The organism is Streptomyces sp. YS415 (assembly GCF_023544665.1).
Lineage (GTDB): Bacteria > Actinomycetota > Actinomycetes > Streptomycetales > Streptomycetaceae > Streptomyces.
The window spans coordinates 58,782-74,223 of sequence record NZ_JAMJFL010000006.1 but is presented as its reverse complement, the minus strand read 5'-3'; the positions used below and the strand labels follow the sequence as shown (position 1 = coordinate 74,223).

Genomic DNA, 15,442 nt, shown 5'->3' with positions numbered 1-15,442 from the left:
CGCGCCGCCGTCGTGCGCACCATCCTTGGCGCCCCGGGCGGAGCGGGCTCGGTGGGTTGCGCCAGTCGGACGACGGTGCCGGCGGCCCCGCCGGCGGCCAACGCAAGCCCGAGGGGCGTGAGCACCGGATGCCGCGCCTCCCCCGTCTGCACATATCGGGAGGGTCGGCTTGCGGGACGCTCCCGGCGTCAGAAACGACACCCGCAGGGCATTGCGAGCCGAGTGCCGCGCCTCAACCCCTATCGGGTGGGCGGTCCGCCTGGCGCGTACTGCGCGCGATTCGGCGGGAGTTGACCCCTGATCTTGCCGATGTCGGCCACGGCACCCTGCGCCGGCTCTCCGCCCGCCCGTCGACGCGTTCGTCCCACAAATTCGCTACCCGGCGGCCGGAGCACCGTGATACACAACCGACGTGCAAAACAACTTGGAGTTCCCCCAGGTCCTGCGGCTGATCGAAGAGCGCTCGGCCGCGTTCCGCGCCGCGATCGCGTCCGCCCCCGACCTTGAGGACCAGGTCCCGACTTGCCCGGACTGGACGCTGCGCGAACTGGCGCAGCACCTCGGCGACGGCCGGCGCCGCCAGGCCGCCATCGTCGCGGCGGGCCCGGGTGCTGAGCCCCCGGCGAAGACAGACCCGAAGGGCGCCCCGACCGCGCCCCGCGACCGGGGAGCCCTGGACGCCTGGCTCGCCGAGTCGACCGAGCTCATGCTCGACGCGATGCGCGAGGCCGGCCCGGACCGCGGTTGCTGGACCTGGTGGGGCCGCTCGCAGGCCCCGGAGACCAGCGGAGCCGTGGCCCGGCACCAGATCCAGGAGATCGCCGTCCACACCTACGACGCCCAGCTCACCCAGGGGGCCGCACAGCCCCTGCCGACGGACGTCGCGGTCGAGGGCGTCGACGAGTTCCTGACGACCGTCGCGGCGACGACCGTCCCCTGGCCGTTCAAGCCGGCGACCATCGACCTGCACACGACCGAGGGCCGCTCCTGGCGCCTGACCCTCAACGCCGAAGGCGTCCGCTGCGACGACCTCGCCGCCGACGCGGAGCCGGGCGACATGGCGATGCGAGGCGCAGCGAGCGAACTGGTCCTCTACTTCTACGAGCGCATCCCGCTCGACGGCCTGGAAATCATCGGCGACACGGAGCCGATGGAGCAGCTCGCAGACTGGGATCCGAACGCGTAAAGCCTGCACTTGTGACACATCTGGTTGTGCGCGCGCTCCTGCGGGCGCCATTGGGCCCGGGTTGCGGCCATCGCTCGGCTACGGGAGGGCGCGGGCCCGCTGTTCAAGGAGCATCCGTGCCGGGTGTCCGAGGGGCCTGCCCGATCCGCCGCCGCACCGGTCATCGACAGCGCCGGATGGGGTTCCCAGCGGACTTGCGCCAATCGATGCCTGCGACGGTCGTGCCCATCTACTGTGCTGGCATGACGTCGATCAAACAGGTCTCGTTGGGCGTGCACGACGACAAGCGGGCAGGCCAGTTCTGGCAACGGGCACTGGGGTACGTGCGACGTCCTCCACGCTTCGAGGGCGATGACTGGATCGTTCTCGAACCGCCGTCCGGTGAGCGCGGCGTCGCTATCGCCATGGACACGAGTGAAAGTCCCGCCCAGGAGTTTCCCCGGGTCCACTTCGATCTCGACGCCGGTGACCGGGACCTGGACGAGGAAGTAGCGCGACTGGTGGCCCTGGGGGCGCAGCGGGTCGACTGGCAGCACTACCCGGAAAGCCTGTCCCTCGGAGAGCGACCGTATGTGGTGCTGGCCGATCCGGAAGGCAACCGGTTCTGCGTCGAGGGCAACCGTCGCGGTTGACCCGCCCACCTCGTCCGGCACTCCACCAAGCAACAGCCCATCAGCTTGGCTTCCTTATCTGAACGGCCCGCAGGGATGTGGGCAACCCCGTCCCGGGGCGTCGGTGTCGGGGGCCACAGCGCTGGAGGCCGGGTGTTGCCTTGTCTGTGGTGCCGTTGACAGAACTCTGCACGCGGCTGGTCACGTCAGCCTTGGCGCGCGGCTCCGTCGGGCCAGATCACGTCGACCGGCAAGCCCGCTTCACGGGCTTCCAGCACGGTGTCGGCTGTACCGCCGCCCTTCCCGCTCGGCGGTTCTCCGTTCCAGACGGCAACCAGGCGGTCGCTACGCTCCAGCAGCAGACGGTTGGCGTCCTCATAGGCTGAGCGGTTCGCCGTCTCATGGTCTAGGACCACGACTTCGGACGCGGCATCCCTGAGCCGACCGAAGGTCTCCTTGTGATCAGCCTTGACCTTCTTCTGGTGATAGTCCTGCGAGGGGATGACCGCGACCAGGCGTCCACCAAGCTCAAGTACGACTTCTGCGAACAAGGAGTCCGAGCCCTTGGCAATGCAGGAGACGCCGGTCAAGTCGTCGGCGTATGGCCTGAGCGCTTCCAGAAGTGCGTGACGGACCAGGGGGACGCTGGAGTCGGTCAGGTCCATGTGACCAGTGACGGCAATGGTGGTCACGTCGCTCCTTCAGCTCGACAGCAGTTCACGGATGCTAGCCCGCGCTTCGCTGACCGTACGCGATACCGAGCGTCCCACCGTGTACGGGTACAGCTGCCCCAATTGGGAGCGGACCCGGCTGGACTGAGTGCGTGCGGCAGCGCCTACAGCAAGATGGGTCTGCGCAACGGCCCCCGTCACATCGCCCATCAGGAAGTGGCATTCGGCCAGGCCGATCAAATCCAGGGCATAGCTGCGGCCGGCCTCGGTTCCGCGGGCGGCGAGTGCGCGGCGGATGCTCTGTGCCGCGGGCTCGGCGTGGTGTTGCGGATCCGAGCGGGCCATGTCCAGAAGGCGGCCGCCGGTGACGCCGGCCAGCTCAGCTTCCCCGAAGTAGGCAATCCAGTGCGGCCCTTCGTCCGCGGGCGCGTCGGCGAGAGCTTCGGCCGCCTCGCTCGTCGCCCGCTTGAAGGCTGCGGCACGGTCCATGGCTGCGTACGCCCAAGCCTCCCGGGTGTGGAGCATGGCCCTAACCCTCGCACCGGCAGTCCTGCCCACACCCTTCTGGGCCAGGTGTACGAGTTCGAGAGCGTCTTGCGGACGATCGCTGTACAGCATCTGCCGAGCCATGCCAGCGAGCACGTTCGCCCCGAAAGCCGGGTCGCTGCCGGCGTGGGCAGAACGCAGGGCAAGCATGTAATAGTTCTGCGCCTTCTTCTGCAGCCCCGAGTCCCAGGCGATCGTGGCTGCCGTGCCGCTGAGGTAGGCCATCACCTGAAAAAGGCCGCGCTGGACTTCGGGGGTCTGGTGTTCCTCGAGGTGACCGGCGACCTCATTGAGCTGTCCGACGACGGCCTTGCGGCGCAGTCCACCACCGTACTTGTGGTCCCAAGCCCTGAAGGCGCGCGCCGTCGTCTCGAGTTCGCGGACTTCTCGTTGCCCGATACGGCCCCGGCGAGACGCGGGCGCTGCTGCTGGCGTGGGCTGGAGCCAGCCTTCGAGGGAGTCGAGCAGGGAAGCCCCGGACAGGGCAGCGCTGGCGAGGGCGCGCGTGGCTGCGCGGCGGTCCATCACGAGATCGCTCCTGGTCAGGTCGGCGGCCAGGCTCACGGTTGTTACGGGTTCCCAGGGACCGTCGATGGATGTCCGTGGAGCTGGCTGAGTTGGCGCGTTGGGCACATCATGCTGTCGTTCCCAGGGCCGGTCAGCGAGCCCCACCATGCGTCCAGGGATACGCAGCCCGTCAGCGATACGACAGATCACTTCAAAACTGGTCACCTGTTGCTGCCCGTTGATAATCGTGGAGACCTTGCCTGGTGAGAGCTGGCAGGCCGCCGCGATGCGGTTCTGCGACAGACCGCCCCACTTCTTGATAAGGGAGAAGGCCGCGGAGAAGTCGTGCTCCGCGAGGGCTCGCTGTAGTTCGTCTCGTGCGAGGACTTCAGGTACCAGAGGGCCGGGGGTGGTGGCGTCCATAAGGGCCCACTTCCGGTGTGATCGTATGCGCTTCGTCGCGCCGTTCCGAATCGGAGAACGAGTGTATTGCCGCCTCGGTAACCCGCGCCGGGCATTCCTGAGTTGGGCTCCAGCGGCGAACCTCGATACGCGACAGATCAGACCCGGCGACCGCGCGAACGGCCCCGGGAATGGTCAACGCTCAATCTGCGAGGGAGCGTCGACATGACGAATAGTACGGCCGCAAACGAGGCTTTTACACCAGGAAGTCCGCCATCTACCCGGGCGATTGAAGCCTGGCTCGCCTCCGCTCACCCGTCACCCGGGGCAGTGCGCCGTGAATGGGACAGCGACACCAGACTCGCCCTGATCCCACTCGGGAAGCTCTTCGACGCCGTCCGCATCTCCGAAAGCCTCGTGCACAGCGCGGCCGAGGTCAGCGAACCGTCCACCGTGAACGTCTGGCTCGGCTGGCGCTTCAACGGTCGTCCGGTCATCCACGACCCCGCGGGCCGCCGCTACTACGCCCTCGTGCCGCCCGGCTCCGCCCACGGTTGGGGAGCGCCCGCGGCTCCCTGTCTCGGTGACGGCACCTACCTGGGCGTGCCCCGCGTTGACCTGGCGGAGGTGGAGGAGCACGCTGAGGGCTCGTACTGGGCGGTGCCCGTCACCAGGCCGGGTTGGCTGTGCAAGACGGCCGATGTGCTGACGTTCGCCATGGTGGCCGGCGGCCTGAGCCGCAAGGACGACAGCGAGGCAAAGTCGTGACCGAGCCTCACGCCGCGACGGGGGCTCTACCGGTGGACATCGCCACGATGCGCGCCACTGTTGCCCGAGTACTTCCACCTGATGCGACTCCCGTCGACCTCACCACGCTGGAGACACTGACTGGCCTCCTGTGCAGCCACATGGAACTGCTCATCCCCGAAATCCAGCAGGCCGCCGCGGGGCTGCCCGCCGACGACGTACCTCGCTACTGTGCGCTCGTGGCGCTCCGCGAAGCCCGCATGAAGCTGGACGCCCGCCCCGGACTGAGGCCTTACGACTCCGTCACGCACGTGCGCAGACTCGGCCGGTCGCTCCTGGCGCTGTGCGACCACTACGAGACGCTCACCGGCGTCCGCGCGTGCCTGGCCTGCGACCAGCCGCTCAAGCTGGGCGAGACGACCCACCCGTTCGTCCAGGGCAGCCAGTCCGGAGGCGCGGCCGTCTCCGGCCGGATCCACGAACGCTGCGGCAACACCGTCCGCATCCGCTGACCAGTGGCACGCCTCCCTGGCGCAAACGGGGCCTACGGCGACCGAAGCGGGACAGGGTCGCACCACACGGACGCCCGTCCCACCCAAGGTCCGGAAGCCAAGGGCGGGACGGGTCCGACATCACCTGCGCCGAGGCTCGACCCTCCACACGTCGAGCCTCAGAGCGGGGTCTGGCCGTGGACGACGCATCGGCCGCGGGGACGGTCCGCATCAAATCCGGTCATGGTCGACGCTGCCGCCACCATGAGTGACGCATGTCACTACTGCCGACATACCTACCGGTCGGTACCCTCACCGTAGACCGCGATCGACAGGAGCCGTGAATGTCTGCGACCAACCGCCAGATCCGCCTGGCAGCCCGTCCCCTCGGTGACGTGAAACCCGAGGACTGGGAGCACCGTTCCGAGCCCGTCCAGGAACCCGGTCCGGGCCAGTTCGCGGGGCGGACGCGCGTCATATCCCTCGACCCGGCCATGCGCGGCTGGCTGGACGACCGCCCCTCCTACCTCCCCCCGGTCGGCATCGGTGAAGTGATGCGCGCCGGGTCGGTCGTCGAGGTCACCGCTTCGAATCACCCCGACTACCAGCCGGGCGATCACGTGGTCGGCACGTTCGGCGTCCAGGAGTACGTGGTCTCCGACGGCAAGGGCGCCCTGAAGATCGACACATCCCTCGCCCCGCCCTCCACCTACCTCGGTGCGCTCGGCATGCCCGGCATGACCGCCTACTTCGGACTCCTCGACGTGGGAGCGCTCAAGGACGGCGAAACCGTCGTGGTCTCCGGCGCGGCAGGCGCGGTCGGCACCATGGTGGGCCAGATCGCCAAGGCCAAGGGCAGCCGGGTCGTGGGCATCGCAGGAGGACCGGAGAAGTGCGCCCTGCTCACCGACGAACTGGGCTTCGACGCAGCGATCGACTACCGCGCCGAGGATGTGCGCAAGGCACTGCGTCGCGAAGCCCCCGACGGCATCGACGTCTACTTCGACAACGTCGGAGGGGACATCCTGGATGCCGCCCTGACCCGGCTGGCGATGCACGCGCGCGTCGTGGTCTGCGGCGCGATCAGCCAGTACAACAACTCCACCCCCGTCAAGGGACCCTCCAACTACCTGACGCTGCTGGTGCGTCGGGCCCGCATGGAGGGCTTCGTCGTCTTCGACTACGCCAAGCAGTACGCCAAGGCCGCGCAGGAGATCTCCGCCTGGATCGCGGACGGCCGGGTCAAGGTCAAGGAACACGTGGTGCAGGGCACCGTCGACGACTTCCCTCAGACGCTGCAGATGCTCTTCCGCGGCGAGAACGTCGGCAAGCTCGTGCTGGAGCTGGCGTGACCGCCCCCGAGAGCCCCCGGGAGGGGCAGACGGACAGCGCCGCGCTCGCGGACAAGGTGGCGATCGTCACCGGCGGTGCCAGCGGGCTCGGCCGCGCCATGGCACTCGCGCTGGGCAAGGCCGGGGCACGGGTGGTCGTCGCGGACCTGGACGCGCAGGCCGGACGGGAAGTGGCCGACCTGGTCGGCGGGGCCTTCCGCGCCTGTGACGTCTCCGACCTCGACGCCAACCGTGCGCTCGTGGACTTCGCCCGGCAGCAGTACGGCGGCGTCGACATCGCGCTGCTCAACGCGGGCGTGGCGACCGGATGCGGCGTCGGCGACGACTTCGACCCCGCGCGCTACCGCCGGGCGATGGGCGCCAACCTCGACGGCGTGGTCTACGGCACCCATGCGGTACTCCCCGCGCTGCGGGCCCGCGGCGGAGGCTCGATCGTGGCGACCTCCTCCCTCGCGGGACTGACGGCCGTACCGCTGGACCCTCTGTATGCGGCGAACAAGCACGCAGTCGTCGGACTCGCCCGCTCACTGGGTCCCGCTCTGGCGCCGGACAACGTGCGCTTCAACGCGGTCTGCCCGGGGTTCGCGGAATCGCGGATCATCGACTCGCTGCGCGACATGCTGACCGCGCAGGGGCTGCCCGTCATCCCGGCCGAGGTCGTGGCGGACACAGTGCTGCGGATCCTCACCGGGGACGGTACGGGCGAGTGCTGGTTCGTCCAGCCGGACCGCGAACCGGAACCCTTCCGCTTCCGCACCGTCCCTGGCCCGGGGAGGTCTGCCGCCGCCTGACGTGGTGGGCGCCGTCGCGGTATGGCGGGGCATTCGGCGGCGCCATACCACTGATCCTGCGGGTCGGCTGAGCCTACGAGGCGACCGCCGTGGTCGCAGCGGCAGCGATCGAAGATCGCCGGTCAATCGTGCGACGCCTGCCTACGACGCCGGCGGCGGCGCTCGTACCAGAGCGCACCGACCACCGCGGACGCCGTGGCCAGGGCGATGCCGAAGACCGGCCAGTGGCTGTCGGCGATACGCAGTCCGGCCAGGAGCGTCACGGCGATCATGCCAATCGGTACGAGGAGCGACAGGAGCGCGCGGAGAGCGGCCGCCACGGCCTCCGGTTGCAGGCGGGTCCTCCGGCGTCGGGGCGAGGGTGCGGTGTCGCCGAAGTAGTAGGCGAGCACCCTCTTTGTGAGCCGGGCATCGCCACGTTGGTAGACCATCGCCATGTACGGGAGCCAGACGAGGGGCGCGACCAGTCCCACCAGGAACACGGCCCCGAGGAACAACCAGCGCCACACCTGAACGGCGAGCCCGCGCAGGCGTCCGCCCGATTCTGGCCCCCCGTCGCCCGGAGTGAGCACTCCCAGGAGGCGAGCCATCCGCAGGGTGACCCCCCACAGGGTCTTCCATCGCCTCCGGCGGGCTGGTGTGTCACCGGCGCGGGGCAACCGGGCAAGCGCGTCCTGCGCCTGCCCCGTGTCCTCGTACACGCCTTGCAGGACGAGAAGTTCACCGGCGCGGGCCCTCGCCGTCGGGTCGCGTCCGTCCAGGGCGGCCAGCTCCAGGACCGTACGCGCCTGGCGGAGCAGCGCCGCGCAGAACGCGACGGGAATGAGCACCACGAAGGGGCCACCCACGAAGGATCCCTCCGCGACGACGGCCCTGCGACCCCGAGTCACCACCACCTGGCGAAGTTCCTCGGCCGTGGCGTCAGGGTGGTCCTGCCGCAGCTGGTCGACCGATCCAGGCACGGCCGGGCCCATCCGGCGGACGGCGAAATCGGCGAGAAGTTCGGGAAGGTAACCGGGCTCGACGACGATCGAGCCCAGTAGCGAACGCTCAGGGGCGGGCTCCTTGGAGGCGCCCGGCGCGTTCACGTCCTCCCAGTGCGACACACCTCGTATCTACCATGAATTCAGATAATTAGAACAATTAGGATATCGGCCAAGCCGCTGTCCGGTCGTTGTTCTACAGCGCCCGCACGGGGGCGCCGCGAACGCTGGGTTCACGCTCAAGACGCACAGCCGTGCCGAGTCCGATGAGCGAGGCCAGCAGGGAAAGGCCGGCCAGCAGCCCGAAGAGGTGCGGGTATCCCCCCAACGGTGCGGACAGGGCGGCCCCGGCGAACGGGGCAAGGGCGGAAGCCGCGGTCGCGGGCGCCGCGAGGAGCCCGGACAGGCGGCCGTAGTGGGTGGTTCCCCAGCGGTCGGTGATCGCGGTGGCCTGCAGGAGGGTGATGTTGCCGCGGACCATGCCGGCCGCGACCGACAACGTCACCAGCAGGGCGTAGGGGCCCGGAACGAGCGCCAGGGCCGCTGTGGTGAGACCGCTCAGGCCGATGAGCGTGACCGTGCGAGCTGTGGGCCGGGTACGGCGCGCCAGGGCGGCGTACAGGGTGCGGCCGAGGGTCTGACCGACGCCGCCGAGGCCCAGGGCCCAGGCCGCCTCGCTGGTGGTGAAGCCGCGTTCGAGCAGGAGCGGGACAAGGGCGACGACGACGGCGGAAATGCTGAACGCGGAGAGGGTCAGTGCCGTCGCCAGGAGCAAGAACGGCCGGCTGCGGACTACCGTGGCCGCGCCGCCGGTGACGTGGGCGGGCCCTTGCGGCGCTGGAGGCCAGGGCGCGTTCAGCGCGAGCAAGTGGGCCGGGATGGTCACAGCGGCGAGGACAGCGGCCAGGACGGCGTACGTCGCCCGCCAGGACATGTGGTCGGCGAGCGCCGCGGTGACGGGCGCGAAGACGGTGGAGGCGAGGCCGCCGGCGAGGGTGACGAGGGTGAGCGCGCGGATGTGGTCGGGGGCCCACCACCGGGTCAGCGCGGCGAAGGCGGGCTGGTAGAAGGTGGCCGCCATCGACATTCCGGCGAGCAGCCAGCCCACGGTGAAGACGGCCAGGTTCGGCGCGGCCGCCACGATGAGGATGCTGAGGACGCCGAGAACCGAGCCGGCGGTCATCACGGCGCGCGGGCCGCTGCGGTCGATGATCCGGCCGACCCGTATACCGGTGAACGCGGAGACGAGCAGGGCGGTGGAGAAGGCTGCTGTGGTCGCCCCGACCGGCCAGCCGGTGGCCTCGTTGATCTGCGGGTTGAGCACCGGGAAGGCGTAGTAGACGATGCCCCAGCTGGTTATCTGGGTTGCGCACAGGGCGGGCAGAGCGGCGCGAGGCCGCGACCGGTCCCCCGCACCGGTCGCGGCCTTGTCGGTGTGCACGTTGGCCATGCGCGCGGTCAGCAGCAGCCACCGGCCGCGGCCGGTTGGGCTGCGGTGGCGCAGCAGGTGCTTTCCTTCTGCTTGGCCAGGGTGTCGGCGTCGGCCTTGACGACGTAGACCTCCCACGGTTCCCGGCCGGGCCCGTGCACCCACACCTTGTCCTGCACGGCGTAGCAGCAGGCGGTGTCGTTCTCCACGTCCGTTGCCAGACCTTGCTCCGCCAGGCGGGTGGCCGCGGCGTGGACGGCTTCGGAGGATTCGACTTCGACGCCGAGGTGATCCATGCGCGTGTCCTCCCCCGGCTTGCCCTGGATCAGGACGAGCTTCAGCGGGGGCTGGGCGATGGCGAAGTTGGCGTAGCCGTCGCGGAGCTTGGCCGGTTGGGTGCCGAACAGCTTGCTGTAGAAGGCGATCGCGGCCTCGAGATCAGGGACGTGAAGGGCCAGCTGCACTCGGGACATGACGGTCCTCCTGCCGTTGGGGTGGATGCGCCCCGGCCAAGGCCGGCTGGGGCACTGGTGGTTCAGGCTCAGCAGCCGCCGGTTGAGGGCGCCTCGCCGGCTGCAACTGTGACGGGAGCGCCGATGCCGATCGGTACGAGTTGCGGTGCCGGGGCGCAGCAGCCGCCGCCGTCGCTCTGTTCAGCGGCCGGGTCGTCGAAGAGGCCTGCGCCGCCGCACACCCCCGTTTCGGGAAGGGTGAGTTCGACTCGGTCGGCGGATTCCAGGTCGCCCGCGATGGCGGCAGTGACGGAGCGAACCTGCTCGTAGCCGGTCATGGCGAGGAAGGTGGGCGCGCGGCCGTAGGACTTCATGCCGACCAGGTAGATGCCGGCCTCGGGGTGGGACAGCTCCTGGTGACCGTGCGGGTAGACGGTGCCGCAGGAGTGCTGGTTGGGATCGATCAGCGGGGCCAGCTCGACGGGCGCCTGGAGGCGCTCGTCCAGGCCGAGGCGGATCTCCGAGAGGAAGGACAGGTCGGGGCGCAGGCCGGTGAGGACGATGACTTCGTCGACGGGGTCGAGGCGTCGGCCGTCCTCCCCGACCATGACCAGCCGTCCGTCCTCCGCGCGGTCGAAGGCCTCGGTGCGGAAACCGGTGACGGCGTCGGCGTAGCCCTTGTCGACGGCTGCCTTTGCGGCCTGGCCCAGAGCGCCGCGGGCGGGCAGCTGGTCGCTCTCGCCACCGCCGAAGGTGTCGCCTCCGATGCCTCGGCGCAGCACCCACACCGCGTGGGTGCCGGGCTCGTCCTGCGCGACATCGGCGAGGGTGGCGAGCGCGGTGAAGGCGGAGGCCCCGGAGCCGATGACGGCGGTGCGCTTGCCCGCATAGCGGGCGCGAACGGCTGGGTCCTTGAGGTCGGGCACGCGGTAGGTGATGCGGTCCGCGGCGGCCTTCTCGCCGAGGGCGGCCAGGCCGCTGGCCCCGGCCGGACTGGGGGTGTTCCAGGTGCCGGAGGCGTCGATGACGGCGCGCGCGAAGAAGCGTTCCTCGTCGCCGTCGGAGGTGGTGGCATGCACGACGAAGGGCTGGCTCTCGCGGTCGGCGTCGACGATGCGATCGCGTCCGGTGCGGGAGACCCCGGTGACGCGCGTGCCGTAGCGGACGCGCCGGCCGAGGACGTCGGCCAGGGGCTGCAGGTAGCGCTCGGCCCAGTCGCCTCCGGTCGGGTAGTCGGTGGCATCCGGCTTGCTCCAGCCCGTGAGGGCGAGCAGCTTGTCGGCGGCGGGGTCGATGAGCTCGCCCCAGGTGGAAAACAGGCGCACGTGGCGCCACTCGCGGACCGCGGCCGCGGCGGCCGGTCCGGCTTCCAGGACCAGGGGCTCGATGCCGCGCTCGACAAGGTGGGCGGCCGCGGCCAGGCCGGTCGGGCCGGCTCCGATGACGACGACGGGGAGGCGCTGCTCGCTCATGGTGGTCGATCTCCCTGAGTGGTGGGGGGCGGAATCAGCGGGCGAAGGAGTGAGCGGACTGCATGCGCCGCTGGTGGGTCGCGGCCCGGCAAGAGGCGTCGCAGACCTGTGCGCAGCCGTCGCAGAAGCTGACGTCGGCCAGGAGGCGAGCCGTGCGGCGGGCCCGGGCGGTGGTGAGAGTGGTACGGATCCGAGTGGTCACAACAACTCCTTGTTTTGATGCCCGTCGATGTCTTCCTTGCCTGGAGCTTGCCACCTGTATCGACGAGTGTCAACATAGACACATGTCAAAGTCACGGGTTGTCGAGCTTCCCGTCCTGGACACCGGGGCGGCGGTGCCGTGCTGCCCGCCGATCACCGCCGGGGAACTGTCGCAGGCAGACGCGGAGAGGATGGCCGCGATGTTCAAGGCACTGTCCGATCCCGTGCGGCTGCGCCTGTTCTCCAAGGTCGCCTCGTCCGCGGGCGGCGAGGCGTGCGTCTGCGACATCTCCGACGTCGGCGTCTCCCAGCCGACCGTCTCCCACCACCTGAAGAAGCTGCGCGAAGCCGGCCTCCTCACGAGCCGGCGGAGCGGGACCTGGGTCTACTACCAGGTCGCCCCGCCCGTGGTCGCCGCGATGTCCGCCATGCTCGACCTGCGCACCTGAGCGCACCGAGCCGCCCGGCCCGTGCTCACGCCGTCTGCGCGGCAGAAGCTTCGCTGCCGTCCTTGCCGTCCTTGCCGTCCTTGCAGGACACGACCAGACCGCCACGGCGCAGGAGGCTGACAGCGAACCCGGCCGCAGCTCCCTTTCGCGTGCCGTACGGGTTCGATCGCCTGCTCAGGAGTTCAGTCGGTACGCGATCTGCTGAGCGGCCTCGCGGGCAGTGCGGCCGACGCCGATCAGAGTCGCAGAGGCAGGTCCGGTCCAGTCCCCGTAGCCCAGCAGGTGCAGGCGCGGCTCGTCCACTGCGCGGGTGCCCTCCGTGGCGATGCGACCGCGTTGGCCACGCAGTTGGAGGGGGGCGAGGTGGGAAAGGGCGGGCCGGAAGCCCGTGCACCAGATGATCGCGTCGACCTCGGCACGGGTGCCGTCAACCCAGTCCACGCCATCGGGGACCAGCCTGGCGAACATCGGGCTCGCCTGGAGCAGCCCTCGATCCCGGGCCTCCCGCACAGGAGGTACGGCGACGATGTCGCCCAGCGACGCCACACCGCCCGTGTCCGTACGCCCCGCATCGAGGGCGCGGCGGCGGGCGGTGGCCGCGTCGAACAGGGCGCGGCCGTCGATGTCGTCGGCCAGATAGCGGGGCGGTCGCTGGGTGACCCAGGTCAGCTCGGTGTCCACGGCCAGGTCGGCGGCGATCTGAGCACCGGAGTTGCCGCCGCCGACGACCACGACGCGCTGCCCGGCGAAGTCACCCGGACTGCGGTACTCCACCGTGTGCACCTGGCGCCCCTCGAACACTCCACGCCCTGGAACGGCGGGGAGGAAAGGGCGCCACCACGTGCCGGTCGCGCTGATCACGGCGCGGGCGCGCCAGGTGCCGGAGTCGGTCTGCACGCGCAGGAGTTCTCCGTCACGGTGGACGCCGAGCGCCCGCACCGGTCGCACGATCGGCAGCTCGTAACGCTTCTCGTAGTCCTGCAGATACGCCACCACGTGCTCGGCGTCCGGGTACTCCTCCCCTGCCTGCGGCGGCATGAGCCGTCCCGGAAGAGAGGAGAAAGCGGCGGGCGAGAAGAGGTGGAGCGAGTCCCACGTGTGTTGCCAGGCGCCCCCCGACGCCGTCTGGGCGTCGAGGATGACGAAGTCGATGCCGAGGCGCCGCAGGTGGTAACCGGCGGCAAGACCGGACTGGCCGCCACCGATCACCACCACCTGCACATCAAGGGTCATTCAGCGGACCGGCCGTGCACGAAGATGACCGCCACCAGCGCCAGACCGACGGCCCCGCCCACGAGTTGAGCTCCGATGAAGCCCAGCAGCGAGCCAGGCGCGATGCCCGCGAACGTGTCAGTGAAGGTACGGCCGATCGTCACCGCCGGATTGGCGAAGGAGGTGGAGGACGTGAACCAGTACGCGGCGCCGATGTACGAGGCCACGGCGACCGGCGCGAACCGCAGCTGATCGGTGCGGGCCAGGCCGAAGATCAGCAGGATCAGACCGGCGGTGGCCACCACCTCGCCCAGCAGCAGATGGCCGGCCGAGCGGTCGTGCGTGGACCACTCCACCAAGGGCTTGCCGAACATCGCGTCCGCCAGGATCGCGCCCGCGATCGCGCCGACGACCTGTGCGGGGACGTACACCGCGACCTCGCGAGCCGTGACACCGTCGCCGCCCCGTCGGGCCGTCCACCACTCCGCCAGCGTGACGACGGGGTTGAAGTGCGCACCCGACACCGGACCGAGCAGCAGGATGAGGATGCCCAGACCGAAGACAGTGGCGATCGAGTTGGCCAGCAACTGCAGCCCGACGTCCTGCGTCAGCTCGGTCGCCTGAATGCCGGAGCCGACCACGACGGCGACCAGGAGAGCGGTGCCGAGCAATTCGGCCGCCGCCTTGGAAGGCAGTGGGACCCGCGGCGGGATGGCACCCGGCGCGGGCTTCGGCTCATGCCGGGGAGCGGCAGAGGCTATGGCAGCCTCCCCGGCTCTGTCGTGCTCGGCGGCCTCGGTGGCGGTCAACAGGACTCCTTCATGCAGTCGCCGTAAGGGCGGTGATCAGGGGCAGGACCGCTTGACGTTGTTCTCTGCGGTGGCGCGCGCGGTCTCCGCCAGGTCGGCGAACTGACCGGCGAGGGCGGCGATGACGTCGGGCTTGAGCCGGTAGTAGGTGAACCGGCCGCAGGGCTCGGTCGCCACGACCCCGGCCTCGCGCAGCACCTTGAGATGGTTGGAGAGGTTGGTCTGCTTGGCCCCCGTCTCCTCTATCAGGTGGGTGCTGCAGAGCGTCTCCTTGGCGAGCAGGGTGACGATCTGGAGGCGTAGCGGGTCCGCGAGAACCCGCATCAGATCAGTGTCGACTGACGTCATCATGGGCTGATACTCTCACATCACTCCGAGCTGATACCAGCCCGAGCTGAACCCTGGGACCCGCATCCCCACGCCCGTGGAGCCCACGCCCCGAAAGCGTTTCCCATGACCGCGTCCCCGCCCCCCGTCCTGCCCGACGAACGCCTGGCCTCCGGCATCGCGAGCCTTGCTCTGCGATACCGCGGTCGCTTCTCGCCCGAGACCATCCAGCGCCTCGTCACCGACTCCTACGAGTGTCTCGCCGACCACGCCCGCGTCCGCACGCACCTCGTCGTGCTGGCCGAGCACCTGGCCGCCGAGCGCCTCGACGCGCTCGCTCACGTCCAAGGCGCTCCGGGCAGCGGCCTGCCCCGAGTGCTGTTCGTGTGCAGCCACAACGCCGGCCGCTCGCAGATGGCCGCGGCCCTCCTCACCCATCGCACCCAAGGCCATGTCACCGTCTCCTCCGCCGGCACGCATCCTGCTGCGGAGGTCGAGCCGGCCGTGGCGCAGGTGCTGAGCGAGGCCGGCGTGGATGTCACGGACGCGTTCCCCAAGCCGCTGACCGACGAGGTCGTAAAGGCCGCCGACATCGTCATCACCATGGGATGCGGGGACGCCTGCCCGATCGTGCCCGGCCGCCGCTACCTGGACTGGCCGGTCACCGACCCCGAGGACGCCCCGATCACCGTCGTCCGCGGTATCCGCGACGAGATCGACGCCCGCATCACCGAACTGCTCGACTCGCTGCCGAACACCTGAACCCCGAACAACTCTTTCGACCCGCTTACGAAGGAAGAACCC

General features: G+C 70.0%; 18 protein-coding genes. 8 read left to right on the top strand and 10 right to left on the bottom strand.

Going from position 1 to position 15,442, the window contains the following annotated elements; all coding sequences use genetic code 11:
• The first annotated feature begins 412 nt into the window (after nucleotides 1–412).
• Together M8H82_RS09730 and M8H82_RS09725 are read left to right on the top strand one after the other, a co-directional pair.
• Nucleotides 413–1,186 (top strand): maleylpyruvate isomerase family mycothiol-dependent enzyme, encoded by a 774-nt coding sequence (locus tag M8H82_RS09730; RefSeq protein WP_250072177.1) that lies wholly within the window; start codon nucleotides 413–415, stop codon nucleotides 1,184–1,186.
• Nucleotides 1,187–1,428: 242 nt separating this feature from the next.
• Nucleotides 1,429–1,818 (top strand): VOC family protein, encoded by a 390-nt coding sequence (locus M8H82_RS09725; protein WP_250072175.1) that lies wholly within the window; start codon nucleotides 1,429–1,431, stop codon nucleotides 1,816–1,818.
• A 185-nt stretch (nucleotides 1,819–2,003) separates the two neighbouring features.
• Here M8H82_RS09725 and M8H82_RS09720 read toward each other — a convergent pair whose 3' ends face one another.
• Nucleotides 2,004–2,489, bottom strand: coding sequence for a hypothetical protein (locus tag M8H82_RS09720; protein ID WP_250072173.1), 486 nt, complete (start codon nucleotides 2,487–2,489; stop codon nucleotides 2,004–2,006).
• 9 nt (nucleotides 2,490–2,498) lie between these two features.
• Entirely contained in the window at nucleotides 2,499–3,944 is a 1,446-nt protein-coding gene (locus M8H82_RS09715) for a helix-turn-helix domain-containing protein (protein WP_374211640.1), read from the bottom strand.
• 309 nt (nucleotides 3,945–4,253) lie between these two features.
• Here M8H82_RS09715 and M8H82_RS09710 point away from each other — a divergent pair, with 309 nt between their 5' ends.
• From M8H82_RS09710 to M8H82_RS09695, 4 genes are all read left to right on the top strand, one after another.
• Nucleotides 4,254–4,691, top strand: coding sequence for a hypothetical protein (locus M8H82_RS09710; RefSeq protein WP_250072171.1), 438 nt, complete (start codon nucleotides 4,254–4,256; stop codon nucleotides 4,689–4,691).
• Nucleotides 4,692–4,738: 47 nt separating this feature from the next.
• Nucleotides 4,739–5,182 (top strand): DUF6415 family natural product biosynthesis protein, encoded by a 444-nt coding sequence (locus M8H82_RS09705; RefSeq protein WP_250072169.1) that lies wholly within the window; start codon nucleotides 4,739–4,741, stop codon nucleotides 5,180–5,182.
• 323 nt (nucleotides 5,183–5,505) lie between these two features.
• Nucleotides 5,506–6,513, top strand: a complete 1,008-nt coding sequence (locus M8H82_RS09700) for an NADP-dependent oxidoreductase (RefSeq protein WP_250072167.1) — start codon at nucleotides 5,506–5,508, stop codon at nucleotides 6,511–6,513.
• Complete coding sequence (locus tag M8H82_RS09695; protein WP_250072165.1) at nucleotides 6,510–7,304, top strand: SDR family oxidoreductase; 795 nt, start codon at nucleotides 6,510–6,512, stop codon at nucleotides 7,302–7,304. The genes M8H82_RS09700 and M8H82_RS09695 overlap by 4 nt, the downstream gene beginning before the upstream one ends.
• A gap of 122 nt (nucleotides 7,305–7,426) precedes the next feature.
• Here the strand turns inward: M8H82_RS09695 and M8H82_RS09690 are convergent, their stop codons facing one another.
• From M8H82_RS09690 to M8H82_RS09670, 5 genes are all read right to left on the bottom strand, one after another.
• Entirely contained in the window at nucleotides 7,427–8,410 is a 984-nt protein-coding gene (locus M8H82_RS09690) for a hypothetical protein (protein WP_250072163.1), read from the bottom strand.
• Between the two features lie 73 nt (nucleotides 8,411–8,483).
• A complete protein-coding gene (locus tag M8H82_RS09685) occupies nucleotides 8,484–9,737 on the bottom strand; it encodes an MFS transporter (protein ID WP_250072161.1) in 1,254 nt (417 codons plus the stop codon).
• 8 nt (nucleotides 9,738–9,745) lie between these two features.
• Nucleotides 9,746–10,189 carry an ArsI/CadI family heavy metal resistance metalloenzyme gene (locus tag M8H82_RS09680; protein WP_250072159.1) on the bottom strand — a complete coding sequence of 148 codons (444 nt, stop codon included), beginning with the start codon at nucleotides 10,187–10,189 and terminating at the stop codon, nucleotides 9,746–9,748.
• A gap of 68 nt (nucleotides 10,190–10,257) precedes the next feature.
• Nucleotides 10,258–11,640 carry an NAD(P)-binding domain-containing protein gene (locus M8H82_RS09675; protein ID WP_250072157.1) on the bottom strand — a complete coding sequence of 461 codons (1,383 nt, stop codon included), beginning with the start codon at nucleotides 11,638–11,640 and terminating at the stop codon, nucleotides 10,258–10,260.
• A 34-nt stretch (nucleotides 11,641–11,674) separates the two neighbouring features.
• On the bottom strand, nucleotides 11,675–11,842 hold the full coding sequence (locus tag M8H82_RS09670; RefSeq protein WP_250072155.1) for a hypothetical protein: 168 nt from the start codon (nucleotides 11,840–11,842) through the stop codon (nucleotides 11,675–11,677).
• Between the two features lie 82 nt (nucleotides 11,843–11,924).
• Between M8H82_RS09670 and M8H82_RS09665 the strand changes: the two genes are divergently transcribed.
• Nucleotides 11,925–12,290: a helix-turn-helix transcriptional regulator gene (locus M8H82_RS09665; RefSeq protein ID WP_250072153.1), complete on the top strand. Its 366-nt coding sequence runs from the start codon at nucleotides 11,925–11,927 to the stop codon at nucleotides 12,288–12,290.
• A gap of 174 nt (nucleotides 12,291–12,464) precedes the next feature.
• Here M8H82_RS09665 and M8H82_RS09660 read toward each other — a convergent pair whose 3' ends face one another.
• The 3 genes from M8H82_RS09660 to M8H82_RS09650 are packed head-to-tail and all read right to left on the bottom strand — an operon-like array spanning nucleotide 12,465 to nucleotide 14,662.
• Nucleotides 12,465–13,523, bottom strand: a complete 1,059-nt coding sequence (locus M8H82_RS09660) for an ArsO family NAD(P)H-dependent flavin-containing monooxygenase (RefSeq protein ID WP_250072150.1) — start codon at nucleotides 13,521–13,523, stop codon at nucleotides 12,465–12,467.
• A complete protein-coding gene (locus M8H82_RS09655; RefSeq protein WP_284048719.1) occupies nucleotides 13,520–14,311 on the bottom strand; it encodes an MIP/aquaporin family protein in 792 nt (263 codons plus the stop codon). The genes M8H82_RS09660 and M8H82_RS09655 overlap by 4 nt, the downstream gene beginning before the upstream one ends.
• A 36-nt stretch (nucleotides 14,312–14,347) precedes the next feature.
• Nucleotides 14,348–14,662, bottom strand: coding sequence for a helix-turn-helix transcriptional regulator (locus tag M8H82_RS09650; protein ID WP_250072148.1), 315 nt, complete (start codon nucleotides 14,660–14,662; stop codon nucleotides 14,348–14,350).
• A gap of 102 nt (nucleotides 14,663–14,764) precedes the next feature.
• Between M8H82_RS09650 and M8H82_RS09645 the strand changes: the two genes are divergently transcribed.
• The gene (locus M8H82_RS09645) at nucleotides 14,765–15,400 is read left to right on the top strand and encodes a low molecular weight phosphatase family protein (protein ID WP_250072139.1); all 636 of its coding nucleotides are present in this window, start codon (nucleotides 14,765–14,767) and stop codon (nucleotides 15,398–15,400) included.
• The last annotated feature ends 42 nt before the right edge of the window (nucleotides 15,401–15,442 follow it).

Bases quoted from the DNA above. Each gene is read 5' to 3' on its own strand.
- M8H82_RS09725 (WP_250072175.1), top strand. From the start codon at position 1,429: ATGACGTCGATCAAACAGGTCTCGTTGGGCGTGCACGACGACAAGCGG.
- M8H82_RS09715 (WP_374211640.1), bottom strand. From the start codon at position 3,944: ATGGACGCCACCACCCCCGGCCCTCTGGTACCTGAAGTCCTCGCACGA.
- M8H82_RS09705 (WP_250072169.1), top strand. From the start codon at position 4,739: ATGCGCGCCACTGTTGCCCGAGTACTTCCACCTGATGCGACTCCCGTC.
- M8H82_RS09700 (WP_250072167.1), top strand. From the start codon at position 5,506: ATGTCTGCGACCAACCGCCAGATCCGCCTGGCAGCCCGTCCCCTCGGT.
- M8H82_RS09685 (WP_250072161.1), bottom strand. From the start codon at position 9,737: ATGGCCAACGTGCACACCGACAAGGCCGCGACCGGTGCGGGGGACCGG.
- M8H82_RS09680 (WP_250072159.1), bottom strand. From the start codon at position 10,189: ATGTCCCGAGTGCAGCTGGCCCTTCACGTCCCTGATCTCGAGGCCGCG.
- M8H82_RS09675 (WP_250072157.1), bottom strand. From the start codon at position 11,640: ATGAGCGAGCAGCGCCTCCCCGTCGTCGTCATCGGAGCCGGCCCGACC.
- M8H82_RS09665 (WP_250072153.1), top strand. From the start codon at position 11,925: ATGTCAAAGTCACGGGTTGTCGAGCTTCCCGTCCTGGACACCGGGGCG.
- M8H82_RS09660 (WP_250072150.1), bottom strand. From the start codon at position 13,523: ATGACCCTTGATGTGCAGGTGGTGGTGATCGGTGGCGGCCAGTCCGGT.
- M8H82_RS09650 (WP_250072148.1), bottom strand. From the start codon at position 14,662: ATGATGACGTCAGTCGACACTGATCTGATGCGGGTTCTCGCGGACCCG.
- M8H82_RS09645 (WP_250072139.1), top strand. From the start codon at position 14,765: ATGACCGCGTCCCCGCCCCCCGTCCTGCCCGACGAACGCCTGGCCTCC.